This is a genomic window from Lysinibacillus sp. NPDC093712, assembly GCF_050280025.1.
Taxonomy (GTDB): domain Bacteria; phylum Bacillota; class Bacilli; order Bacillales_A; family Planococcaceae; genus Lysinibacillus.
The window spans coordinates 175,491-201,514 of the sequence record NZ_JBNNUU010000003.1; the positions used below are offsets into that span (position 1 = coordinate 175,491).

Genomic DNA, 26,024 nt, shown 5'->3' on the forward strand with positions numbered 1-26,024 from the left:
AATGTTGGTGAAATTTGACGGTCTTACCTGCTGTTAGTCTAAAAAATTTGCTTTGCCTCGGTATAACAACAGAAAAGAGCGGGAATGCCCCACTCTTTTGCTGGAAAACTATCAACAAATTATTACCATAAGAATAGCACAATTTCCGCTACAATGCAAACGACCTTATTTTAGGTCTAGCGCTTACTAGAAAAGCGACAACTGATTCGCATCAGGCATGCCTTCCAAACAACCTAATTGATCCATGTACTCAATTAATGTTTTCGATACACGACCCCGTTGCTGTAAATCTTCTTTCGATAAAAATTCGCCATTCTCACGTGCCGCTACGATTGTTTTGGCAACGTTCGTTCCGAGTCCTGGAATCGCATCAAAAGGTGGGATTAAGGAATTGCCATCAATAATGAACTCACTAGCATGTGAACGATATAAATCAACCTTTTGGAAGTTCATACCACGCTCACACATTTCAAGTGCAAGTTCCATTACAGTCAGTAAGTTTTTCTCTTTTGTAGAAGCATCTAGTCCCTTGATATTGATTTCATCTATTTTTGCACGAATCATTTGAGAACCTTGCGTCATCGAAATTAAATCAAAATCATCTGCTCTTACTGTGAAGTAAGCAGCGTAATATAAAATTGGAAAATGCACTTTAAACCAAGCAATACGTACTGCCATTAAAACGTAGGCAGCAGCATGGGCTTTAGGGAACATATATTTTATCTTTTTACATGATTCGATATACCATCCAGGTACTTTATTTGCTAGCATTTCTGCTTCAAACTCTTCTGATAAGCCTTTCCCTTTACGAACAGACTCCATAATTTTAAAAGCTAAAGACGGTTCAAGTCCTTGGTATATTAAATACACCATAATGTCATCACGACAGCCAATTACTTCTTTTAATACGCATGTACCATTTTGAATAAGTTCCTGCGCATTCCCTAGCCATACATCCGTTCCATGTGAAAGTCCTGAAATTTGGACAAGCTCTGAGAATGTAGATGGTTTTGTATCTTCTAGCATTTGACGGACAAATCGTGTACCAAATTCCGGAATACCTAATGTTCCCGTCTTACAACCAATTTGCTTTTCGGTCACTCCTAGAGATTCAGGAGAACTAAAAATTTTCATGACGAACGGATCATCTGTTGGAATTGTTTTCGGATCGATTCCAGATAAATCCTGTAACATCCGAATTACGGTCGGATCATCGTGCCCAAGAATATCAAGCTTCAAAATATTGTCATGAATAGAGTGGAAATCAAAGTGTGTTGTTTTCCATTCTGAATCCTGTGCATCCGCTGGGAACTGCACTGGTGAGAAATCATATATATCCATATAATCAGGTACAACAATAATCCCACCTGGATGTTGACCCGTTGTCCGTTTAACGCCTGTACAGCCCTGTACTAGACGGTCTACTTCAGCACCTCGAAAATGAAGATTGTTGTCGCTCGCATAACCTTTAACGTAGCCATATGCTGTTTTTTCCGCAACAGTACCTATTGTTCCAGCTCGGAATACATAATCTTCACCAAATAGTACTTTAGTATAGTTGTGGGCCTGCGGTTGATATTCACCTGAAAAGTTCAAATCGATATCAGGTACTTTATCCCCTTTAAAGCCAAGGAACGTTTCAAACGGAATATCTTGCCCATCTTTTTTATATGGTGTGCCACACTCAGCACAATCTTTGTTTGGCAAGTCGTAGCCTGAGCTAACTGAACCGTCATTGAAAAACTCGGAATGCTTACAATTTGGACAAATATAATGAGGCGGTAATGGGTTAACCTCCGTAATCTCCATAAAGGTTGCAACTAATGAAGAACCTACCGAACCACGAGAACCTACTAAGTAACCGTCAGCAAGTGATTTTTTTACGAGCTTCGCGGAAATTAAGTAAATAACACCAAATCCATGGCCTAAAATCGACTTTAATTCTTTTTCAATACGTGCTTTTACGATTTCAGGTAATTCTTCACCATATATACGATGTGCCATTTCATACGTTAAATTTGTTACTTCATCATCGGAGCCTTCAATTTTTGGCGTATATAAATCATCCTTAATTGGCTTCACATCGCCAATCATATCAGCGATTTTTTGCGTATTTGTGACAACTATTTCTTTCGCAAGATCAGGACCTAAAAAGTCAAAGTCCTTAAGCATCTCATCAGTCGTTCTAAAATGTACTTCTGGAAGCTTGGATTTATTTAAAATATTGGCGCCTCCTTGGGAACCAACCAATATTTGTCTAAACATTCCATCATTTGGATCTAAATAATGAACATTGCCAGTAGCGACTACAGGCTTATTCATCTTTTTCCCCAATTTTACAAGCTTGCGTATAATATCTTCAATTGTCCATTCATCACGAACGACATTACGTTCAATTAAAGGTGCATAAACAGCCTTTGGTTGCACTTCGATATAATCGTAAAATCTCGCAACCTTTTCCGCTTCTTCTGGGGATTTATTCATCATTGTCTCAAACACTTCACCGTTACTACAGCCTGAACCAATTAATAGCCCCTCTCTATACTGTTCCAGTGTAGAGCGTGTTACCCGAGGCACACGGTAGAACGTTTTTGTGTGAGAATGGGATACGATTTTAAATAAATTTTTCAAACCATCATTATTGACTGCTAAAATCGTACAATGCATCGGTCGCGCTTTTTTATATGCATCTCCACCACCAACATGCTTATTGAAATCATCGTGATTTTTAATGCCTAGTTCATCAGCTTCTTTTAACAGATGCAACAATAAATAGCCTGTTGCTTCTGTATCATAAATCGCACGGTGATGCTGCGTTAATTCAATACCGAATTTTTTACAAAGTGTATTTAAACGATGATTTTTCATTGTTGGATGGAGCAAACGGGCAAGTTCTAGTGTATCGATAACTGGATGAATCGTTTCTTCAAGTCCGTATTTTTTATAGCCAGTATATAAGAAGCCCATATCGAAAGATGCATTGTGTGCCACTACGATAGCGTCCCCTATAAAGGCATGGAACTCATGGATAACTTGTTCCACTTCAGGCGCATTGCGTACCATATCATCTGTAATGCCAGTCAGTTCGATAGTCGTTGCTGACAGTGCATGATGTGGATTTGCAAAACTTTCGTATTTATCGATGACATGTCCACCTTTAATTTTTACTGCTGCGAGCTCAATAATTGTATCGTAGGCAGTAGAAAGACCTGTTGTTTCAACGTCAAAGACAACATATGTTGCTTCGTCTAATGCACGATGCTCAGAAGCATAAGCGATAGGTACACCGTCATCCACTAAATTTGCTTCCAAACCGTAAATAATTTTAATGCCATGTTTTTTTCCTGCTCCGTATGCATCAGGGAAAGATTGCACAACAGCATGGTCTGTAATCGCAATGGCTGGATGGCCCCATTTAGCAGCCTGTGCCACTAATCTATCTACTGGCGTAACCGCATCCATTTGACTCATCGGTGTATGCAAATGCAACTCTACTCGTTTTTCACCCTCTGGTGCCTTGTCCTGACGTGTTTCTTTTTTAATTTCATTGATATCATTTGCCATCACAATTAAATCACGAATAAAGGTATCGGTTTGAACTGAGCCACGTACTTTTACCCACATACCCTTTTTCAAATGTTGCATCAATTCTGCATCGTCATTATCACGCGAGAACATTTTAACAACGATTGAATCTGTATAGTCGGTAATTTTAATTTGTAGAAGTGAGCGTCCACTTTTTAACTCTCTAATTTCTGTATCAAAAACAAAGCCTTCAATAATGACGCGTCGTTCTTCTTCCACTATGCGTTTAATTTCCATAATTTCATCGTCTTTAATTTGCATGCCAAGCTGGAATGGGCGATCGCCAAGCGCTGCCAATGCTGGATTGTCCTTTTTATCCTGCTCACGTTTTTGGAAGTCTTGCATCGCTTGCTGTGCCATCGCTGCTTCCTCTAAACGTCTTTGCTCGATAAAGGCTTGTTGCGCCTCACGCATCTCATCTGTTTCCTCTTGGAGCATAAAATCAAACGCTATTTGCGGAAAACCAAATTGACTGTAACTCATTGCAAGCTTTTCTGCATATTTTGTTTTCAGCATCATTAGTTCCATGTCTTGCATGCAGGACACCGTAATTTTTTGCCCATTCCACATCGGGATTTGCGATACAAGGCAGTTTTTTAACGGTGGCGCCATATCGTCGATTTGCTCAATAATCGTTAACCAATACGTTTGTATCAGTTCTTCCGTCACATCTTTTTCAACTGTTTCAAAGGTTGTTTCAATTTGCGCAATAGCAGCGAATTTTTCAGCTAGATGTGTACGAAATAGTTGATATAACGGAAATGGAAGTATGCCACGTAATTTAATATTAAAATGCCAGAGTCTATTCTTTTTATGCACCGTTAAACGTGATAACTCGCCTTCTTCAAAAAAAGACATGTATACATCATCTGTTAACTCTAGTTGTTGCAAGAGCATTCGAAATCTCTGTCTTGCTTCTTGTTGCTGTTCCAATCGGTCGACACCTACTTTCATTTAAAGAGAAAGAGGCAGTCTTAATAGCCTCTTGTTCTATTTTTATCTAGCGAATACTATTCAAATTTGAAGCAAAAAAATTCGCTCCCTTTCCACGGGCAAATCCGCAAACCTCACATTGTTTTGTACTGTGAGATTTGCTTGGCTTCCCGTAGGAGTGTCGCGAATTCGTTTGCTTAATCCTCATTCTTCATTAAAAGATGCTTATAGTAGTAGCATCTAACTCTATTGAGCTTAATCTTCCCAAAGGATATTAATTTTTACGGAAAAATTCATTTAAGCGATCAATGACCTCTTCTTTTTTCCACTCAAAAGTTTCGCCAGTTTGACGGAATTTCACTTCGACAACGCCTTCAGTTGCCTTTTTACCAACTGTTACACGAACAGGTAAGCCAATTAAATCTGCATCTGCAAACTTCACGCCTGCACGTTCAGCACGATCATCTAAAAGTACATCATAGCGATATGATTTTAATAAGCCATATAACTCATTTGCTAACGAAACTTGTGTTTCATCTTTCGTATTAACAGGCACTACATGAATATCATAAGGAGCTAGTTGTGTAGGCCAAGTGAAACCATTTTCATCTTGGAAATGTTCAGCTACAGCAGCTAAAATACGTGATACACCAATACCATAGCAACCCATAATAAATGGCTGAGCCTTGCCTTGCTCATCTAAAAATGTACCATTCATTTTTTCAGAATACGTTGTACCTAATTTGAAAATATGGCCAACCTCGATACCTTCTGCAAATTTAATGATACCTTGTCCATCAGGAGATGGATCTCCTTCTTGGATGAAGCGAATATCTAAGTATTCATTAATTGCGAAATCTCGCTCTGGGTTCACATTAACTAGATGGAAGCCGTCCTCATTTGCACCAGCTACACCGTTACGAATTGATTTAATGGCATGATCAGCAACAACTTTTACGTCTACTGGTAATTTTACAGGTCCGATTGAACCAACGCCACAGCCTAATAACTGACGAATCGCCGCTTCATCAGCAAGTTCTACAGAACCAGCATTTAGCGCATTTTTTAATTTAATATCATTGATTTCGTGATCACCACGAGCAAGTACAACAACTAATTCATCATCTATATTAAATACTAATGACTTGATGACATTAGACGGCGCTACTTGTAAAAATGCAGATACTTCTTCAATTGTTTTTTGATCTGGCGTTGCTACTTTTTCAAGATCTTTTAATTCGACGTTGGCTGGTTGATACTCTACAGTCACTTCTGCCATTTCAATATTTGCAGCATAATCTGAAGTATCAGAGTATGCGATTGTATCTTCCCCAATTTCAGAAAGCACCATAAATTCATGCGTCCCTTTACCACCGATTGAGCCCGCATCTGCAATAACTGCACGATAGTTTAAGCCTAAACGAGAAAAAATATTAGAGTAAGCACGATACATATCTTCATATGTTTCATCTAAGCTTTCACGTGAAGCGTGGAAAGAATAAGCATCCTTCATAATAAACTCTCTTCCTCGTAATAAGCCGAAACGAGGACGTTTTTCATCACGGAATTTTGTTTGAATTTGATAGAGTGTTAATGGCAACTTTTTATATGATTTAATTTCATCGCGTACTAAAGTAGTAATCACTTCTTCATGTGTTGGTCCTAAGGCAAAGTCACGATCATGACGATCTTTCAATCGCATAAGTTCTGGACCGTATTTTTCCCAACGGCCTGATTCTTGCCACAGCTCAGCAGATTGCAATGCAGGCATTAATAATTCGATTGAGTTGATAGCTTCCATCTCTTCACGAATAATATTTTCAATTTTCGTTAACACACGTTTTGCAAGCGGTAAATACGAATATACCCCACTTGTATTTTGACGAATAAACCCTGCACGTAATAATTGCTTATGTGATTTTACATCTGCATCAGCAGGTACTTCACGTAGCGTTGGGATAAATGTTTTACTTTGCTTCATTCAGTGTTCCACCTTTTTAATAAATAAATTTATACTCTAATTAGCATAAACAAATTTAGCTTTGAACGCAATGTTTCAAAATAATTGCGCTCAAAGCTATTTTACAATTTAATTTTACTTTGGCATAACCTTATCTAAAGTTTACTTTGGTATAAGCTTCAGACATTGGAAATACGAAAGCATATTGTCGTTAAACTTGCTAGAAGAAGAATCGTTGTATATCGTTCCATGTAACAACGACCATTAATATCATAAGCAACACGATGCCTACGAAGTGAACCATACCTTCTTTTTGACGATCAATCGGTTTACCTCTTACAGCTTCAAAGCCAAAGAACAATAATCGTCCGCCATCTAAAGCTGGAAGTGGCAATAGGTTCATAATACCAAGGTTAATACTTAGCATAGCCGCAAAATTCATTAATGCGAAAATTCCCCATGCTGCAACTTGCTCAGTTGTTTTATAAATACCTACAGGTCCTGATAAGGCATCAATTGTAAACTTCCCTGTAATAAGCATTCCTAATAATTCAAAGATACGAACCGTCATATTATATGTTTCCTGTGCTCCGTAAACTACAGCCTTTATAGGATTAAAAACACGAGGACTTTCATACTTAACACCTATTTGCCCTAAGGTTTCGCCATTACTTTCAACGGCCTTTACTGTCATGTTAAGGTTTTCTATTTGTCCACCACGCTCAACAGTTACATTAATATTTTGATCAGGGCGATTTTGTACGATGGCAGCTAAATCTTGCCACTTTTCAACAGCTTGTCCGTCGATAGATGTAACCTTATCCCCTGCAAGCATACCTGCCTGTGCTGCAGGATCGTTTGCCACCACATCTGTAATAATCGGCTCATATGTTGGTACACCATTTAATAAACCAATTACCATATAGATGAAGAAGGCTAAAATAAAGTTAAATAATGGTCCGGCAAAAATTGTCATTGCACGTTGACCAACCGTTTTTGCGTTAAATTGACGATCGTATGGTGCAATAACTGTTTCTTTGCCATTTTCTACAACAACACAATCTCTTGCAACACTATAACGAACTAATTTTTCTTCTTCATCATAGCCTTCAATAAATAACTCTCGTTCTAAGTCAGCACGTTCCACTTCTAAAAATAATAAATCTGGTAATTGCTTATTATTTTGATTAAAAATGATTTTTTTTACGATATTATCTTCATTGACAATTATCCCTACACGGTAACCTGGCTGTAATTCAACACCATCCATGTCCTCTCCTGCCATGCGGACATACCCACCGATTGGCAATAAACGGACTGTATAAATTGTTTCACCATGCATCTTACCATAGATTTTCGGGCCCATACCGATTGCGAATTCACGAACCATAATTCCTGCACGTTTCGCAAAAAGGAAGTGACCAAGTTCATGGAAGAACACGAGCAAGCCAAATATTAAAATAAATGCAACGGCTGTTTGCATAATACCCCACCTCTTTAAAAGCGAATAGTTAACGATAGCTTCCTGTCGTTATTTTACCATGTCTAACACTATTTTTCTTGTTTCGCTGTCCACATGTAAAATTGTTTGTAAATCTGGTACTAAAATATTATTGTGTCCCTGCATTACACGTTCAATTGTTTCATCAATTTCAAGGAAAGTTATTTTCTCTTGTAAAAATGCTGCGACTGCTGCTTCATTTGCCGCATTCATTGCAGTTAAAATTGTACCGCCTGTACGCCCTGCCTCAAATGCTAATCGCAATGCTGGATAGCGATCAAAATCCATTGCTTTAAAATGCAGCTGACCTATTTGCGCTAAATTAAGTCGTTGACCGTTATGAAGCGGTATACGGTCTGGATAGCTTAAAGCGTACTGGATAGGGACACGCATATCCGGAGTACCAAGCTGAGCAATAACACTAGTATCATGATACTCAACTAGAGAGTGAATAATACTTTCTCTGTGTAAAAGAACATCAATTTTATCATAAGGCATATCAAATAAGACATGTGCTTCTATGACTTCAAGCCCTTTATTCATCATCGTAGCAGAATCTATCGTAATTTTTGCGCCCATCGACCAGTTTGGATGATTGAGTGCATCTGCAACCGTAACATGTTTTAACTCTTCACGTGTTTTGTCGCGGAAACTACCACCAGAAGCTGTAATAATTAAACGCTCAATATTTTTTGGATTTTCACCATTCATTGATTGGAAGATAGCAGAATGTTCACTATCAACCGGTAATATTGGAGCATTGTATTTTTTCGCTTCCGCCATCACTAAGTGCCCAGCTGTTACAAGCGTTTCCTTATTGGCAATGGCAATTGTTTTGCCCATGCGAATTGCAGCTAGTGTGGATTCAAGACCAACGCTACCGAGCACTGCATTTACAAGTACCGTCGAATCAGGATGTGTAGCAACCTCTACAAGCCCCTTTGCACCAAATGTAAAGTGTACTTGTGGGTAGTCTTTTGCAAGCATACGTGCATCTTCCTCAAGCTGAACAGATACAAGTTCAGGCTGTAAGGTTTCAATCATTTCACGTGTTTTTTCTATGTTTTTTCCTGAAGAAAACGCTACAAGATGAAATGCATCACGTTGTTCTTTTAAAATATCATAGGTTTGCCAACCGATAGAACCAGTTGCACCTAATAAACTAATTTTTTTCACGACAAAACGTCCCCTTTTTCTATCTAAGCGAATCAATGGCATCATTCGCATATTCATCAATCACATTGACATTTTCATGAAATTAACTCAACCAAATAAACATTTCATATTCAACTACTTAAGTTAATTTTTTGCTTATTTAGCTACCGAAGAGATGTAAAAAATGGAGTAAAGGCACTACGAATAATAAACTATCAAAGCGGTCTAAAATCCCGCCATGACCTGGTAATATATTGCCCGAATCTTTCACGTCAAAATGTCGCTTTATCGCTGACTCCACTAAATCACCCATCTGTCCAATGATGGAAGCAAAAATCGTAATAAATATTAGTGAAACATAACCATTCGCAAATGGATAAATTGCTTGCATAGCGATAGCAAAAATAACTGCAATTACAATCCCACCAATAAAGCCTTCAATCGTTTTCTTTGGTGAAATTTCTGGCCATAGCTTATTTTTACCTAATTTTCTACCTACAAAATATGCACCAGAATCTGTTGTCCACACAACAAGTAAACAATATACAACAAACTCAAGACCGTAGCTTCTAGTTTCAATTAAATAATGGAAGCCTAATCCTACATAAAACGCACCAAGCAAAATAAAGCCGACTTCGTCAAATGTGATTTTATTTTTCACTAGGACAACATATATAAGCAAGAGCATTACGAGTCCATAAATAACCATTAATACAGATGAGTAGCCAATTGCATGTACTACCTCATTTGCCCAGTTTTTTGGTATTACGAGCATAATAAGCGTTAATGAACCAACCAACCCTGGTACTGAAAAAATTGAAATACTTTTCATCTTTAGTATTTCATAAAAACCTACAACAGCCATCGCAAGCACAAGTAGTGTAAATGGCACTTTTCCGTAAATGACAAACGGAATAAACAGAGCCGCTGCAATGATTGCTGTAATAATTCGCTGTTTCAAGATGTTTCTTCTCCCTTCAACCCACCGTAACGGCGATTACGTTTTTGATAGTTTTCCACCGCTTCCAGAAAGTTTTCCTCGTTAAAATCTGGCCACAATGTATCTGTAAACCAAAATTCCGTATAGGCGAGTTGCCATAACATAAAGTTACTTAATCGTACTTCACCACTTGTACGAATGAGTAAGTCAGGCTCTGGTAGATGAGCTGTCATTAAATGAGATGTCATACATTCCTCATTTAAGTCTTGTATTGTTAATTGACCGTCCTGAACTTTTTGAAGCATCGCTTTCATGGCACTAACCATTTCTGAACGACTGCCATAATTCAAAGCAAAATTTAAAATTAACCCTGTATTATGCTTCGTCTCCTCCATTGCATCATACAATGCTTTTTGTGTATGAGCTGGCAAGAGCGTTGGATCCCCAATCATTTCAACACGTACATTACGCTCCATCATTTCCGGTAAAAAAGAACCCAAAAATTCAACAGGTAAACGCATAAGAAAATCGACTTCTGGTTTTGGTCGTTTCCAATTTTCAGTAGAGAACGCATACACTGTTAATACTTTTATTCCAAGATCAGATGCAAATCTAGTTACCTTCCGTACCGTCTTCATACCTTCATGGTGCCCAGCAACACGTGGCATGGCACGTTTTTTAGCCCAACGTCCATTTCCGTCCATAATAATCGCTACATGGGCAGGAATCGGCTCGCTTTTCGAAAGGGCAACACGTTCCTCCAATGATAGTATATCCATATTTACTTGTTTACCTAATAGCTTCTTAAACATGCTAACTCCCCCACTACAACTAATCGGACGTATACTAACCTATCATAACAAAAAAAAGTGCCTTTTGTCTTTTTTTTCCCTCTAATTGACTATGTATGAACTACCTTATTTTAGAACAACATATATCTCAAAGAAATCCTGTCTTTCTACATTCAGCAGCTGCTAGTAAGTCTAAACAAAACCGTAACTAGTTTACTAGTATTACTTCAGTAAACATTACTGCTCATACATTACATGTGAGAATTGTAGCATCGATAAGAATGAATACTTTTCAATAAAAGAGAAAAGACGTCCTGTTATATATAGGACGCCTTCATCTCATCAAAAAGTTCCATCTTAGAAATGTAAAGCGCCTGCTTACACTTCTAGAATTTCTTTTTCTTTGTCTTTCGCTACTTGATCTACTTTCACGATGAACTCATCTGTTAATTTTTGGATATCATCACCATATCCACGTAAATCGTCTTCTGTGATTTCGCCAGCTTTTTCAAGTTTTTTAAGATCATCATTAGCATCGCGACGAACGTTACGTACTGCAATTTTTGCATCTTCAGCTTCTTTTTTCACTTGTTTTACAAGATCTTTACGACGTTCTTCAGTTAATGCAGGAATCATTAAACGAATAACAGAACCATCATTAGTTGGTGTAATACCAATATCTGATTTCATAATTGCTTTTTCGATTTCACCTAAAATTGTTTTATCGTAAGGTGTAATAACTAGCAAACGAGCTTCAGGTACAGCAACACCCGCAAGTTGGTTAATCGGTGTTGGTGCTCCGTAATACTCTACAGAAATACGATCTAGTAGAGATGCGTTTGCACGACCTGCTCGAATTGATGCTAATTCACGTGAAAAAGCAGCAATTGATTTATTCATTTTATCTTTAGCTTGTTCTAAGACTTGTTTAGTCATTATGCATTCCTCCTAACAACTGTTCCAATTTTCTCGCCTAGTACGGCACGTTTAATATTACCCTGCTCCGTAATTGAGAAGACAATTAACGGAATATCGTTATCCATACATAGTGTCGAAGCTGTTGAATCCATTACTTGTAACCCTTGCTGAATAACGTCTAAGTATGTGAGTGTATCATATTTGATGGCAGTAGTATCGACTTTAGGATCTGCAGAATAGACACCATCTACATTATTTTTCGCCATTAAAATAGCATCTGCGTCAATTTCAGCTGCTCTTAATGCAGCTGTTGTATCTGTAGAGAAGAACGGGTTACCTGTACCTGCAGCAAAAATAACTACACGTTTTTTCTCTAAATGACGAACTGCTTTACGACGAATATATGGCTCTGCTACTTGTGTCATCACAATAGAAGATTGCACGCGTGTTTCGATACCTAATTTTTCAAGAGCATCTTGTAATGCTAATGAGTTCATAACCGTTGCTAGCATTCCCATATAGTCAGCTGCCGCACGATCCATACCCATTTCACTACCAATTTTCCCACGCCATATATTACCGCCACCTACAACAACAGCAACTTCTACATCAAGATCTACTACTTCTTTCACTTGTTCTGCAACAGACTTGATAATTTTTGGTGATAATCCGAAGCCAGCCTCTCCTGCTAACGCTTCACCGCTTAGTTTAATAACTACTCGTTTATATTGTGGCACACTCATTGTAAACCTCCGTCAGACATTTATTTAAAACATTTCTATTCCTTTTCCATTATAGTATATCTAACAATAATTGCTAGTTGTGAAAAATGGTAATAGAAAATTCTATCGTTTTTTTCGCTCTTTTCGGAAAAATAGGGAACACGTTATGTTGTGTTCCCCATTTTTGTCTAGAAAATCTAGTTATTATTTGATTAGGATCAAATGTAAGCCAATCCATCAAGTGAACTAGTCTACGAATTAGTTACCTTTAACTTGGTTCATTACTTCTTCTGCGAAGTTATCTTCACGTTTCTCAATACCTTCACCAACAGCATAACGTACGAAGCCAGTTACAGTACCACCAGTTGTAGCAACGAAGTCACGAACTTTTTGGTCTGAGTTTTTAACGAATGATTGGTCAAGTAAGCAAACGTCTTCGAAGTATTTACCAAGACGACCTTCAACCATTTTTGCAACGATGTTTTCTGGTTTACCTTCGTTAAGCGCTTGTTCTGTTAACACTTTACGCTCGCGTTCAACTTCTTCTGCCGAAACTTCTTCACGAGAAACATAAGTTGGGTTAATAGCTGCGATATGCATAGCAATATCTTTTGCAGCTGAAGCATCTGTAGAACCTTCTAAAGATACTAATACACCAATACGTCCACCCATGTGTAGGTAAGAACCAAATGAATCTGCATCTGTTTTAGTTTTGATTTCATAACGACGAAGTGTAATTTTTTCACCGATAGTTGCAACAGCTGTTGAAATTTGGTCAGCGATTTTTACGCCTTCTGCATTTTCAAGCTCTAATGCTGCTTCTACTGATGCTGGTTTAGCAGCAAGTAATTGCTCAGCTAAAGAAGAAACTAACACTTGGAATTTATCGTTTTTCGCAACGAAGTCAGTTTCAGCGTTTACTTCAAGGATAATTGCTTCGTTACCATTTTCTAGAATATAAGTAGTACCTTCTGCAGCGATACGGTCAGCTTTTTTAGCAGCTGAAGAAAGACCTTTTTCACGTAGGAAATCGATTGCAGCTTCTAGGTCACCGTCAGTTTGTACTAACGCTTTTTTACAGTCCATCATACCAGCGCCAGTTTTTTCGCGTAATTCTTTTACTAATTGTGCAGTAATGTTTGCCATTTAGTGTTGCCTCCTCAAATTGGTTAAACTATTTTAGTGATAGGTTCTAAAAAAGGTGATAAGGGTTCTGAGCCACTTATCACCTTTTTGTAAACGTGAATTACTCAGCAGCAGCTTCTGTAGCTGGAGCTTCTTCTTCACCTTGTTTTGACTCGATTAAAGCGTCAGCCATTTTAGCAGTTAAAAGTTTAACAGCGCGAATAGCATCGTCATTAGCAGGGATAACATAGTCGATTTCATCTGGATCACAGTTTGTATCAACAATACCTACTAGAGGGATGTTTAATTTACGAGCTTCTGCAACAGCGATACGTTCTTTGCGTGGGTCAACCACGAACATAACGTCTGGAAGATCGTGCATATCACGGATACCGCCTAAGAATTTAACTAGACGTTCGTGTTCTTTTTTAAGTTGGATTACTTCTTTTTTAGGAAGAACTTCAAAAGTTCCTTCTTCTTCCATTTTTTCGATAGCTTTCATACGTGCAACACGTTTTTGGATTGTACCGAAGTTAGTAAGAGTACCACCTAACCAACGTTGGTTGATATAGTAGTTGCCTGAACGTTCAGCTTCGTCTTTGATCGCTTCTTGTGCTTGTTTTTTCGTACCAACGAAAAGAACTTTACCACCGTCTTGACCAACTTGACGCATGAAGTCATAAGCTTCCTCTAATTTTTTAACAGTTTTTTGTAAGTCGATGATGTAGATCCCGTTACGCTCAACGAAGATAAATTTCTTCATTTTTGGGTTCCAACGACGAGTTTGGTGACCGAAATGTACACCAGCTTCAAGTAATTGTTTCATAGAAATTACTGACATGTGAATTTCCTCCTAGAATGTTTGGTTTTTTTCCTCCGCATTTATCGTTTGCAACAAGCTACCCTAATCTTAGAGCACCACTTACTGCATCAAAATGCGTGTGTAATAATAACACCATTTGCTACTATATCACAGCTTCATAGTATTCGCAACTGTTTTAACTATGAAATTTCAATAGAAGCTCGATTTCTGTCTTCCCTTTTTGAAGTTGTTTCGCAATTTCTTCCGCTGTTTTCCCTTGCTTTGCCATTTGAACAATTTGTTGTTCCAATGTTATCGGTTTTTGTTCTTCCTTTTGTACCGCAACTGGCTTCGAAGTAGTAGCTTGCACTGGCGTCACTGCTACTTGTTGTTGACGTGAGTACGCGTTTGCTACAATATTTTTCGGCATTAAAATACGTGGCTCGCTATCTCGGCTCGCATCCTTTTGTTCACTGTCAGCCTGTGACAAAGGCTTTCCTTGATCTTTTTGCACGTTAAGTTGCTTTGATTGTTGTCCTATACCTGTTGTCTTTTCAGGCTTTGGTACGACTTGTAATGCTTGAATGAGACGATTATTTTCATCCTTCATTTCAGCTAAATACAGACTGATAGAGTCATCCATTTCCCGCATTAAACGTTCCTGTTTTTTTTCTAAATCTTTGAATTTCGCTAATTTCGTATTCAATATAATAATGAAATAAAATGATAGTAGCTGTAATACAAAGAGAACGGCTATTAGTATGGTTGTCATAGTAAACTCCTATCCACTAAAATCTACGAAATTACCTTTGAAAGGATGCTGAGCCTGTTTTTCTGGTTTTTCGTTATGCTGTTTTTTCTTTTTAAGCGTGCCTTTTATATATTCGCCACCCGCTTCTTCCTCTTCGCTAATCTCAGCCATACCTTCTGAAGTATTCACAGCTTTTTGCTTGCGCTCTATTTCCTTTTTTAGCGCTTCATTTGCGTGTGCTTGTTGAGCTAAAGTTTGTTGTTGTGCCTGATCTGCCATTTTACCTGCTTCAAACGTTTTTGGAAGAGCTATTTGTAATTCGACACCTTTTAAACTCATAATATTTCCTCCCTCAACAATACTTTCTAGAATACTTACGCATTAATAATTTCACTAGATAATAGCTTGCGTAACTTAAATAATGCCTTTGAGTGAATTTGTGAAATACGCGATGTTGACAATTCGAGCATTTCTCCAATTTCTGTTAAGGTCAATTCCTCTGTATAAAATAAACTCAGTACGAGCTGCTCTTTTTCGTTTAGCTTTTGTATATTTACTGCTAAATCATCAAGTAATTCTGATTTTATTACGACCTGCTCAGGGGTCTTTGTCGTATCGTCACGGATTACAAACGACTTTCCCTCAGCCTCCTCTTGATCTTGTTGCTCATTTATGGATAGTACATTAGAGAAGAAGTGCTCCTGTACAGTTTGGTAAATATCCTCTACAGGTAACTCCATCTGTTCTGCAAGCTCCTCAGGTGTCACATGACGCATAAACTGTTGTTCTAATTGTTCAATTTTGGCATCCAACTTTTTTGCCTTTTCTCGTGCAGAGCGTGGTAACCAATCTTCTTTACGTAAGCCATCAATTATTGCGCCTCTCACTCTAAAAGAAGCATATGTATCAAATTTTAAGTCTCGATTTATATCAAATTTATTTAACGCATCAAATAGACCTAGCATGCCTAAGCTTGTTAAATCGTCCCGAGATACACTCTTAGGTACACCAGCACCGATTCGCTGTACATGGTAAGTCACAAGAGATGTATATTTTTTTATTAGTAAATCACCCGCATCTGGATCACGTTCATTAACCCATCGATTCCACAGCTTTTGTTCATCGTTTAGAATTGGTTGTGTCATAAAATCCACCTCTCTTTTAAAAACTCTTTTGCACCTGTTAGCCCGGACTATTGTTGCCTCTTGAATGCTCCAAGGCGTATTTGTACCAGTCGCTGTAATTAACGCTTTTAAAAAAACTCCATGTATATAAAAGAATCATACTTATCACATTTTGAGTATCCTGCTTACAATGACTGACAAACTTAGATACAAACCTATACCATTCTTTCCTTTTATTATAACAAGATTCGACTATAATTTCATATGATTCTCTAACACTATTCTATTACTAACAGCTTTTACATTTTGGGCATAAGAAAACTGCCTCCCAATCATTAGTCGATAGCTAACATTAGAGGCAGTTTAAAGTGTTGTGGCTTTATGCATTTACTTGTTGCTCATCTTCACGATTCATCATCGTTCGGACTACTTGTGCAATATCTTCCGTGCTCTCATCTTGAAACTCAACCGTCGAGCTTGTAGAAGACGTTTCTTCACTTTCCTCGCCAATGTGAGTAGAACTGTTGTCTTCAAGACCGCTATCAGTAAGTGATTGATCAGCATTTGGCGTAAATAGCACATATGCAATTATAAACCTAACAATGTACATAACAAAAAATACGATAATTGCTACTACAAATGAACCAATGATGATACGTAATGGCGTTAATGGCTGTTGCAGCGTCATAAAGAAATAAATCGAAAAGGCAATTAACGCCCCCCACAGGTTATAAAAAATAGAACCAAACATTATATTTCACTCACTCCTTGGTTTACCGTTCGAATATGTAATATCGACGTAGCAGGATTAAATTCAATAGTTCGACCGCTATTACCGCCTGTATTTTCGGCAATTAAAGGAATTCCATGACGCTTTAATTCAAACTTTACAGCCTCTACATTCCGAGGGCCGATGCGCATTGAATCTTTATCTGATGTAAATTGAAACATCTGCGCACCCCCAGCAATTTTAGCCTTAAGTTTAAATTTTTGAACACCCTCTAGTTTTAATAAATCTATCATAGCTGAAATGCCTGTATCCGCAAATTTCGCTACATTTATTGACTCTGATCTACCAAGACTAGAGTCAGGTAGCATCACATGAATTAAACCAGCTATTTTCTTTGACTCATCGTATAAAATAACGCCGACACAAGAACCAAGCCCTGAGGTTCTAATCGTGTTTGGCAATTTCGCTACATCCATTTGAGCAATTCCAACTTTTATAACTTGACCATTCGTGTTAGTGTTTAGCATAGGCTACGAAACTCCTAATGCTTTAAAAATAGCATCAAAAGAATCAGGATCAGGTAGTAAGAAGAAATGTCCCCTTACTGTTTCATGATCCTCCACACCGTCTTCAAAAATGGATGTATTTATTACGATAACATTATCACTAACATGTGATAATTCAATTAAGCCAATACTGATAATAGCCCCAAACATATCTACACTTAGACCCGGTACAGTGGGATAAATTTTTAAATTTGTAAAGTCTGATAACGCTGATAAATAAGAACCAGATAAAATATTCCCCATTTCCTGCATAGCTGATAAACCTAATTCAGAAACAGGTGGTTTTTTAAAGTCGAATGATTCATCCTGTATTAGACGACGGATAAAGCGATTAGCTTGTTCGATAGGAAGAATGAAGAACATGCTCCCTTCAGCATCACCTTCGATGCGTAAAAAAATCCCAACAACGACGTTTTCAGAGCCACCAGCCAGTTCCATCATGTCATTAAATGACACCATTTCAACTTTCGGTACACGCATATCGATTTTTTTACCAAGCAAATTGGAAAGTGCTGTCGCAGCATGTGCGGCACCAATATTTCCAATTTCCTTTAATACGTCTAAATGTAGTGATGTAATCTTTTGATTAAATGTCATAATCGTATCCCTACTTTAGTGGATTTAATACTTTCTCTAAATGCAATAAAATTAATAATCGTTTATCGATTTTCGCGACGCCAGAAATAAACTCTTCTTCAAGAGACCCTACTACTTCTGGTTGTGGTTCAATTGCGCTCGCTGGAATATCCAACACATCATTAGCTGAATCTACAACAAAGCCCACTTCCATGTCTTCTAATGAAATAATAATAATACGAGTAGTTTCTTCATGTTCAGAAATTGGTAACTCAAAACGTTCCCGTAAATCAATAATTGGTGTTACGACTCCTCGTAAATTAATAACGCCTTTTACATATTTCTCTGTTTTAGGTACCCGTGTAATATGCATGAGTTTCTCGATACCTTGAACATGTGATACAGGAATGGCATATTCCTTATCTGCTAATTGGAAAACAATCACTTTTATATTTTCTTGTTCAACTGCATTTGTCATGGTTAACACCTCTCTTATTCATTCACCTTATTTAATAAGTGCATTGCAATCGATAATTAAGGCTACTTTACCGTTACCTAAAATTGTTGCACCTGAAATTGCAAAGATATTCGTTAAGTAGTTTCCTAATGATTTCAGTACAATTTCTTGTTGGCCAATGAATGAATCTACAACTAAACCAGCAAGTTTCTCGCCTTTACGAACAATTACTACTGAATGGAATTCATCATCTTGTAGCTCTTTACGAGGAACCTCAAAAATTTCCTCTAAGAATACAAGTGGTACCACTTTGCCACGGAAGTCGATTACCTTCTGGTTATGAGCATTCATAATATCTGATGAACGGATAATCGAAGTTTCAATAATTGATGAAAGTGGTATTGCATAAATTTCTTTTTCTATTTCCACAAGCATTACTGAAATAATCGATAATGTTAGTGGCAATTGAATAGAGAAAATAGAGCCTACATCTTGTGTCGATTCAATCGAAATGTTTCCACCTAAAGATTCAATCGTTGTTTTTACAACGTCCAATCCTACCCCACGACCAGATACATCAGAAATAACATCTGCTGTTGAGAAACCAGAGGCTAAAATTAGCTCATTGATTTGATTATCTGTCATGGCAAGTGATTGTTCATGCGTAACGATTCCTTTTGAAATCGCTTTTGACAGCACTTTATCACGATTAATGCCCGCACCGTCATCCTCAATTTCGATAAAGACATAGTTACCGCTATGATAAGCACGTAATACTACAGTGCCTTCTTCTGGTTTCCCTTTCGCACGGCGTGCAGTAGGGTTTTCAATACCGTGATCAACAGAGTTACGGATTAAGTGAACAAGTGGATCTCCGATTTCATCGATTACTGTGCGATCAAGCTCAGTTTCCGCACCAATAATTTCAAGGTTAATTTTCTTATTAAGGTCACGAGATAGCTGACGAATCATTTTAGGGAAGCGATTGAATACCGTTTCAACAGGTACCATGCGCATAGTTAAAATGATTGTTTGTAAGTCACCCATTACTCGACTCATTCGTTCTACTGTTTCGTTTAGCTCACCGTGATTTACTTCTGTCGAAATTGATTGTAGGCGTCCACGATCAATTACAAGCTCTTCAAATAAATTCATTAAAATATCCAGACGTTCGATATTTACACGGATTGTTTTGTTTCCTACAGGCGCATGACTTTTATCAGCTTTTGCAGGCGCTGTAGATTTTGCTGCTGCAGGTTTAGCCGTTGTTGTTTCTACTGCTTCAACTGTCGCAATTGCAGTAGCTGCAGCTTCCTGACTTGCCTCGTATTGTTGTTTTTCGCTGAATTTTTTTTGATTAATTGAAGCAACTTGTACTTCCTCAACCTCAGAAACCTTCATTAACTTCTTCTGCATATCTTCCGCTGATTCTTTCGTTACGAATGCTACATAAAATTGCTGATCGAATTGTTCATCTTCAAGCTTCTCAACAGATGGAGTTGATTTAATAACATCTCCATCTTTTTCAAGAATCTCAAACACCATGAATACACGAGCTGCTTTTAATAGACAATCTTCACGAAGACTTACTGAAATTTCAAATGCATTAAAGCCTTGTTCAGCAGATTGTGTAATTACCGTTTGCTCAAAGCTATCGTATTCTAACACACTAGATACTTGTGGTTTTTCTTCAGTTGCTACAGTTGCTACAACTTCGCGAGCTGCTTCCTCACCAGATTCAATACGTTTTAATTGCGCTACTGTGGAGGACACATCGCGTTTACCATCTCCACCATTCGCAATATCCATTACCATTTCTTCTAAATGGTCAACAGATTCAAATACGATATCTAAAATTTCTGGTGAAACATGAATTTTTTCATTTCGAATTGCATCTAGCACATTTTCCATCTTATGTGTTAAATCCGCTAAGTCTTCGAAGCCCATAGTCGCTGACATACCTTTTAATGTATGTGCTGAACGGAAAATTTCTCCAACGATTGCCAAATCATCAGGGTTTTTTTCTAGTTCTAATAAATGCTCACTACATGCTTGTAAATGCTCTTTACTTTCTTCGATAAACATCTCTAAATATTGATTGACTTCCATTAAGAGGACACCCCTTTTAAGGCAAATATTTCATTATTGTTTGTGCAATATCATCTACATCAGCGACTTCATCGACAAGCTGCGTTTCCACCGCAGCCTTCGGCATACCATACACTATGCAAGTTTCAGCTGACTCTGCAATAGCAATCACATTGCCGGTATTTTTTAAAGCTTTTAGCCCGTTTGAACCATCATAGCCCATACCCGTCATAATGACTGCTACCTTATCAAAATCTTTAAATTGACTTACATCTTCAAACATCACATCTACAGATGGGCGATGGCCAGAACGTGGTGGTTCTTGGTTATCTAGAACGATGCCATATGAGATTCCTACTTTTCTTAACCTTAAATGGTATCCTCCAGGTGCAATATATGCCACGCCATTTTGTAAAATATCGCCTTGCTCTGCTTCTTTCACTGTTATCTCGCTCAATTGATCGAGGCGAGAAGCTAATGATTTTGTAAACCCAGCCGGCATATGTTGGACAATTAGAATCGGCGCTTGAATTGATTTTGGAATTTTTGTAATAACTTCTTGTAGCGCACGTGGTCCACCCGTAGATGTACCAATTAACACTATTTTTTTGCTTACTTTACTCCATTCACTATGTGGCTTCGCAACATTGGCTACTGTCGAAGTCACATTGAATGATGGTGATACTTTTCGTTCATTCGTTAATTCTTTTCTTATAGTAGACGGTGATACATTTGGTTCTTGTTGTCTTTTGCTACTCGAATGTTTTTTTAGTTTTGAAATAGGTACCAACGAGGCTTGTTCCACTTTATGGACAAGTTCAGATTGGATTTTATGTAAATCAAGTGAAATTGTTCCGCTAGGTTTCGCAACAAAATCAACTGCTCCATACTCGATTGCAGTTAGTGCATTTTCAGCACCTCTTTGGGTTGTACTTGAAAGCATGACGACAGGCACGGGACAAATTGTCATAATTTCATTTAATGCATCTAGTCCATTCATTTCAGGCATTTCAATATCCATTGTCACGACTGTTGGTTTTAATGTTTGGATTTTCTTTATCGCATCTTTTCCGTTTCGTGCTGTTCCAACTACTTCAACCTTCGAGCTACCAACAAAAAAGTCACTAATTAGCTTTCTCATAAAAGCAGAATCATCGACAACTAAAAGCTTGCTTTTATGTAAAAAGTCCAATTAATCACGCCCTTTCGAAAAAATATTTCTAAGTTTAGATAAGAATTTACTTGCTGACTGTTCATGTGCATGCACTTCCTCCATACGTTGTTCCATAAACCGAGCCACTATCAGTTGAAGTGTCTTAGAAATAAGTGCTTCTGGATATGCGATTGAAAAAGGCACTTGCTCGCGCACAGCTTTACGCACAACCGGATCCTCAGGTAATGAACCCAATACTGTAACCTCTTTGTCTAGAAAACGTTTCATCGTAAGCCTTAAACGTTCAATCGTCTCGACCCCTTCTTCTTTAGAAAAAGCACGATTACAAAGTATATAGAATTGCTTATCCATATCTCGTACGTGAATATATTTCATCATCGAATAAGCGTCTGTAATAGAGGTTGGCTCCGCTGTGGTAATTACAATAATTTCATCGATGGATGTTAGTAATTCTAATGACCAATTAGTCGCACCCGCACCCATATCAAATAAAATATAGTCGAAGTTTTTTTGGAGTTGTTCAAAAGCATGAATTAATCTTTCAAACATCGCCTCCGACCACTCCAGCACGCTCGACATACCAGAGCCTCCTGAAATACATTGTAAACCATATGGACCTTCAAAAATTACCTCATCTAGTAATTTTTTTCCTTCTAAGTAATCTTTCAAACTATAAGAAACATTTTTTCCAATTAAAATATTAATATTTCCCATACCAATATCCATATCTACAATTGCTACTTTTTTGTCCTTACTCGCTAAATTAATTGCAAAGTTCATTGAAAAGTTACTTTTACCAACTCCACCCTTACCGCTCACTACAGCAATGGTTTTGCCTAATTCACCTTGCCGCTTAAGCATTTTCAAGCGTAATGTTTCTGCTTGATCCCTCATTTTTCGTCACCTTGGAAAAACAAATTAAGCACTGCTTCTAAATCAGCTTCTTCAATATCTTCTGGTACTTCTTGACCATTCGTATAGTAAGCAAGTCCTTTATTATATTTAATCATTAAATTAATCATTGTGCCAATAGAATTTGTTTCATCGATCTTCGTAAAAATGATTTTTTCAATTGGTACGCCTTTAAATTGGTCAATAATATTGGTCATATCCTTTTCTTTTGCCGTCATAGCAAGCACTAGGAAGGATTCAGCCTGATCATCAAACTTAATAAGACGCTGTAAATCATCTACATATTTTACTTCTTTATAATTTCGTCCAGCTGTATCAATAAAGACTAAATCTAAATGGGACAATCGTTGCACTGCTTGTTCAAAATCTGTCGAGTTATAGGCAATTTCGACAGGTGCTTGCAATAGTCCAGCATACGTTTTTAACTGCTCAATGGCAGCTATTCTGTAAGTATCTGTTGTAATAAAGCCTATTTTTTTCTTTTTCTCTAAAACCGCTCTTGCTGCCATTTTAGCAATTGTCGTTGTCTTGCCGACACCAGTTGGACCAAGAACATTAATAAATTTATGTTCATACGATAAGCCACCCATCGGCAATCCCTCTAGTTGTTTCCGCAACAAGTTTTTTGTAATTAACTTGCATTGTGAAAAATTAATATCTGAAGCTTCTTTAAAATGCGTAAAAAGCTCATCACCAATCGTTGTGATGAGCTCCTCATTTAGCTCTTGCTGTCTTAAGTATTCAATGAAGGGTAAGAGTTCATCCGGATATTGAGCTTGGCTAGCCTTCTTGTGCATAGATTGCATTATCGATTTTAAATCTGCAATTTCCTTTCGCAGTTCTTCAGACATACCTGTCCCATCTTGTGAAGATGGTTCATACTTAGGCTGAGCATGCTGAATTTTAGCTTGCACAGCATTTGTAATCTCTTGTAAACTAGCATTTTCTTTTATAGCGGGGATTGAAGGCACATTAACAGGTGCGGGAGCCGTATAATTCGGCTCCATTGAGTCAATCCCTGCAACAACCTCAAAATTTTTCTTTTTTACAAGCCCAAAAAGTTTCTTTGTTACTACTACTTTTGAATTCAAAATGACAGCGTCCTCGCCTAAATCAGCACGTACTAGCTTCATTGCCTCTGGTATGGAAGATGCATAATATTTTTTCATTTTCACTCAACATTCACCACCCCAACACTTTGAATTTCAATAGAAGCATCTAGTTCATTATAAGATAGTACCGGAATCTGCGGGAAATAACGTTCTGTCAGCTGACGTAAATACATACGAACTGCTGGCGAACATAGAATAATAGCAGATTGTTCCATAAAGGACACGCGCTCTACCTCAGATGCAATGGTCTCTAAAACCGTTTGAGAATCTTGTGGATCCATCGCTAAATAATTACCGTGATCCGTTTGCTGAATGCTATCAGCAATCATTTTCTCTACTTTACCCGATACAGTAATGACTTTCAATGACGAGCTGCCACCTACATATTGTGATGTAATTTGACGAGCTAATGATTGACGAACATACTCTGTTAATATATCGGTATCACTTGTTAATTTTGCATAGTCAGCCAATGTTTCAAAAATAATTGGTAAATTACGTACTGAAACATTTTCTCGAAGAAGCTTGCCCAATACTTTTTGGATTTCGCCTGTAGACAATGGAGCAGGAGTCAACTCTTCGACTAATATTGGATGTGTTTCTCGTAAATGATCGATTAATTGTTTCGTTTCTTGACGTCCTAAAAGCTCATGCGCATTCGCTCGAATCATTTCGGTTAAATGCGTTGATACAACACTCGGTGGATCAACAACCGTATAGCCAGACATTTCAGCGTCCTCTTTTACTTGCTCAGTAATCCATTTTGCAGGTAGACCGAATGATGGTTCAACGGTATCAATACCCTCTATTGAATCATCATCTCCAGGGCTCATTGCTAAATAATGATCGAGTAAAAGCTCTCCCCGAGCCATTTCATTACCTTTAATTTTAATTCGGTATTCATTTGGCTGTAATTGAATATTATCGCGAATACGAACAACCGGAATGACAATCCCTAGTTCCAATGCTAGCTGACGACGGATCATGATGACACGATCCAATAAGTCTCCACCTTGAGCAGCATCCACTAAAGGAATTAAGCCGTAGCCAAATTCAAATTCAATTGGGTCCACATTTAATAAATTCACAACATTTTCAGGGCTCTTCATGCCGTCTGTTGCCACTTCTTCCTCAATTTCAAGTAACTCTTCCTCATCCTCTGGCTTTTTACGATCCATCATGTATGCACCGACAATTAGTGAAACACCGATCGGTAACGTTACCCAGTTAGGAATTGGCGTGAATAAACCTAGTAAAACAATAGTACCCCCAGCAACATATAGAAGCTTTGCTTGCGCGAATAATTGTCCTGTAATATCTTCTCCTAGACTTCCTTTAGAAGATGCGCGCGTTACAACAATCCCTGTTGCTGTTGAAATAAGAAGTGCAGGGATTTGCGATACAATACCATCACCAACTGTTAGCTTTGAGAAATGGGTTGCTGCTTCGGCAAACGGTAAGCCCATTTGTACAACACCAATGATAATACCAAATAATAAGTTGATGATAACCATCACCATTGAGGCGATTGCATCCCCTTTTACGAATTTCGTAGCACCATCCATCGCTCCATAGAAATCCGCTTCACCCGCAACTTTATCACGTCGTTCACGTGCTTCTCGTTCAGAAATAACACCTGCATTTAAATCCGCATCAATACTCATTTGTTTACCCGGCATCGCATCCAGAGTGAATCGAGCAGCTACCTCTGCAACACGTTCCGCCCCTTTTGTAATAACGATAAACTGAATTAATACAAGAATTAAAAACACTACTAAACCTACGAGAATATTCCCGCCAACTACGAAATCCCCGAAAGTTTCAACAACTGAACCAGCGTCTCCATTTGCTAATATTGCACGCGTTGTGGAAACACTCAATCCAAGTCGAAACAGGGTCAACAGTAAAATAACGGAAGGGAATATAGAGAAATCTAATGCTTCCTTCATACTCATTGCTGTTAAAAGTACTATTAATCCTAACGTAATATTAATGACGATTAAGAAACTTAGCATCCACGGAGGAAGAGGGATGATGAGCATCGCAACGATTAAAATAACCGCACCTAAAACCCCTATATCGCGAACCTTCATTTGTGTCCC

22 protein-coding genes are annotated in these 26,024 nt (G+C 37.9%); all 22 read right to left on the bottom strand.

The features are described from left to right. Positions 1-186 precede the first annotated feature (186 nt). Positions 187-4,518 (bottom strand): PolC-type DNA polymerase III, encoded by a 4,332-nt coding sequence (locus ACQKNX_RS13525; RefSeq protein WP_427429331.1) that lies wholly within the window; start codon positions 4,516-4,518, stop codon positions 187-189. A gap of 274 nt (positions 4,519-4,792) precedes the next feature. Then, a complete protein-coding gene (locus tag ACQKNX_RS13530) occupies positions 4,793-6,499 on the bottom strand; it encodes a proline--tRNA ligase (protein ID WP_427429332.1) in 1,707 nt (568 codons plus the stop codon). 199 nt (positions 6,500-6,698) lie between these two features. Then, positions 6,699-7,961 carry an RIP metalloprotease RseP gene (rseP, locus tag ACQKNX_RS13535; protein ID WP_427429333.1) on the bottom strand — a complete coding sequence of 421 codons (1,263 nt, stop codon included), beginning with the start codon at positions 7,959-7,961 and terminating at the stop codon, positions 6,699-6,701. A gap of 48 nt (positions 7,962-8,009) precedes the next feature. Beyond that, positions 8,010-9,155: a 1-deoxy-D-xylulose-5-phosphate reductoisomerase gene (gene dxr / locus ACQKNX_RS13540; protein WP_427429334.1), complete on the bottom strand. Its 1,146-nt coding sequence runs from the start codon at positions 9,153-9,155 to the stop codon at positions 8,010-8,012. 139 nt (positions 9,156-9,294) lie between these two features. Continuing rightward, positions 9,295-10,095 carry a phosphatidate cytidylyltransferase gene (locus tag ACQKNX_RS13545; RefSeq protein ID WP_427429335.1) on the bottom strand — a complete coding sequence of 267 codons (801 nt, stop codon included), beginning with the start codon at positions 10,093-10,095 and terminating at the stop codon, positions 9,295-9,297. Continuing rightward, complete coding sequence (locus ACQKNX_RS13550) at positions 10,092-10,886, bottom strand: isoprenyl transferase (RefSeq protein WP_340825816.1); 795 nt, start codon at positions 10,884-10,886, stop codon at positions 10,092-10,094. The genes ACQKNX_RS13545 and ACQKNX_RS13550 overlap by 4 nt, the downstream gene beginning before the upstream one ends. A 357-nt stretch (positions 10,887-11,243) precedes the next feature. Beyond that, positions 11,244-11,801: a ribosome recycling factor gene (frr, locus tag ACQKNX_RS13555; protein WP_427429336.1), complete on the bottom strand. Its 558-nt coding sequence runs from the start codon at positions 11,799-11,801 to the stop codon at positions 11,244-11,246. Next, entirely contained in the window at positions 11,801-12,526 is a 726-nt protein-coding gene (pyrH, locus tag ACQKNX_RS13560; protein WP_427429337.1) for a UMP kinase, read from the bottom strand. Before pyrH ends, frr begins: the two co-directional genes overlap by 1 nt. Before the next feature lie 237 nt (positions 12,527-12,763). Continuing rightward, positions 12,764-13,651 (bottom strand): translation elongation factor Ts, encoded by an 888-nt coding sequence (gene tsf / locus ACQKNX_RS13565; RefSeq protein WP_427429338.1) that lies wholly within the window; start codon positions 13,649-13,651, stop codon positions 12,764-12,766. Between the two features lie 100 nt (positions 13,652-13,751). Then, positions 13,752-14,471 carry a 30S ribosomal protein S2 gene (gene rpsB / locus ACQKNX_RS13570; protein ID WP_024362006.1) on the bottom strand — a complete coding sequence of 240 codons (720 nt, stop codon included), beginning with the start codon at positions 14,469-14,471 and terminating at the stop codon, positions 13,752-13,754. Positions 14,472-14,628: 157 nt separating this feature from the next. Continuing rightward, the gene (locus tag ACQKNX_RS13575; RefSeq protein WP_427429339.1) at positions 14,629-15,204 is read right to left on the bottom strand and encodes a hypothetical protein; all 576 of its coding nucleotides are present in this window, start codon (positions 15,202-15,204) and stop codon (positions 14,629-14,631) included. Positions 15,205-15,213: 9 nt separating this feature from the next. Continuing rightward, positions 15,214-15,522 carry an RNA polymerase subunit sigma gene (locus ACQKNX_RS13580; RefSeq protein WP_401009457.1) on the bottom strand — a complete coding sequence of 103 codons (309 nt, stop codon included), beginning with the start codon at positions 15,520-15,522 and terminating at the stop codon, positions 15,214-15,216. Positions 15,523-15,557: 35 nt separating this feature from the next. After that, on the bottom strand, positions 15,558-16,328 hold the full coding sequence (locus ACQKNX_RS13585) for a FliA/WhiG family RNA polymerase sigma factor (RefSeq protein ID WP_427429340.1): 771 nt from the start codon (positions 16,326-16,328) through the stop codon (positions 15,558-15,560). Between the two features lie 358 nt (positions 16,329-16,686). Beyond that, a complete protein-coding gene (locus ACQKNX_RS13590; protein ID WP_427429341.1) occupies positions 16,687-17,058 on the bottom strand; it encodes a hypothetical protein in 372 nt (123 codons plus the stop codon). Continuing rightward, on the bottom strand, positions 17,058-17,564 hold the full coding sequence (locus tag ACQKNX_RS13595; RefSeq protein ID WP_340825826.1) for a chemotaxis protein CheD: 507 nt from the start codon (positions 17,562-17,564) through the stop codon (positions 17,058-17,060). Before ACQKNX_RS13595 ends, ACQKNX_RS13590 begins: the two co-directional genes overlap by 1 nt. A gap of 3 nt (positions 17,565-17,567) precedes the next feature. Then, positions 17,568-18,200 (bottom strand): chemotaxis protein CheC, encoded by a 633-nt coding sequence (locus tag ACQKNX_RS13600; protein ID WP_340825827.1) that lies wholly within the window; start codon positions 18,198-18,200, stop codon positions 17,568-17,570. Positions 18,201-18,210: 10 nt separating this feature from the next. Beyond that, positions 18,211-18,657 (bottom strand): chemotaxis protein CheW, encoded by a 447-nt coding sequence (locus ACQKNX_RS13605; RefSeq protein WP_427429342.1) that lies wholly within the window; start codon positions 18,655-18,657, stop codon positions 18,211-18,213. A gap of 27 nt (positions 18,658-18,684) precedes the next feature. Then, positions 18,685-20,745, bottom strand: a complete 2,061-nt coding sequence (locus ACQKNX_RS13610; protein ID WP_427429343.1) for a chemotaxis protein CheW — start codon at positions 20,743-20,745, stop codon at positions 18,685-18,687. Positions 20,746-20,761: 16 nt separating this feature from the next. Next, positions 20,762-21,916, bottom strand: a complete 1,155-nt coding sequence (locus ACQKNX_RS13615; protein ID WP_427429344.1) for a protein-glutamate methylesterase/protein-glutamine glutaminase — start codon at positions 21,914-21,916, stop codon at positions 20,762-20,764. Further along, on the bottom strand, positions 21,917-22,792 hold the full coding sequence (locus ACQKNX_RS13620) for a MinD/ParA family protein (RefSeq protein WP_427429345.1): 876 nt from the start codon (positions 22,790-22,792) through the stop codon (positions 21,917-21,919). Further along, positions 22,789-23,985, bottom strand: a complete 1,197-nt coding sequence (gene flhF / locus ACQKNX_RS13625) for a flagellar biosynthesis protein FlhF (RefSeq protein WP_427429346.1) — start codon at positions 23,983-23,985, stop codon at positions 22,789-22,791. Before flhF ends, ACQKNX_RS13620 begins: the two co-directional genes overlap by 4 nt. Then, complete coding sequence (gene flhA, locus ACQKNX_RS13630) at positions 23,982-26,015, bottom strand: flagellar biosynthesis protein FlhA (protein ID WP_427429347.1); 2,034 nt, start codon at positions 26,013-26,015, stop codon at positions 23,982-23,984. The genes flhF and flhA overlap by 4 nt, the downstream gene beginning before the upstream one ends. Between the last annotated feature and the right edge of the window lie 9 nt (positions 26,016-26,024).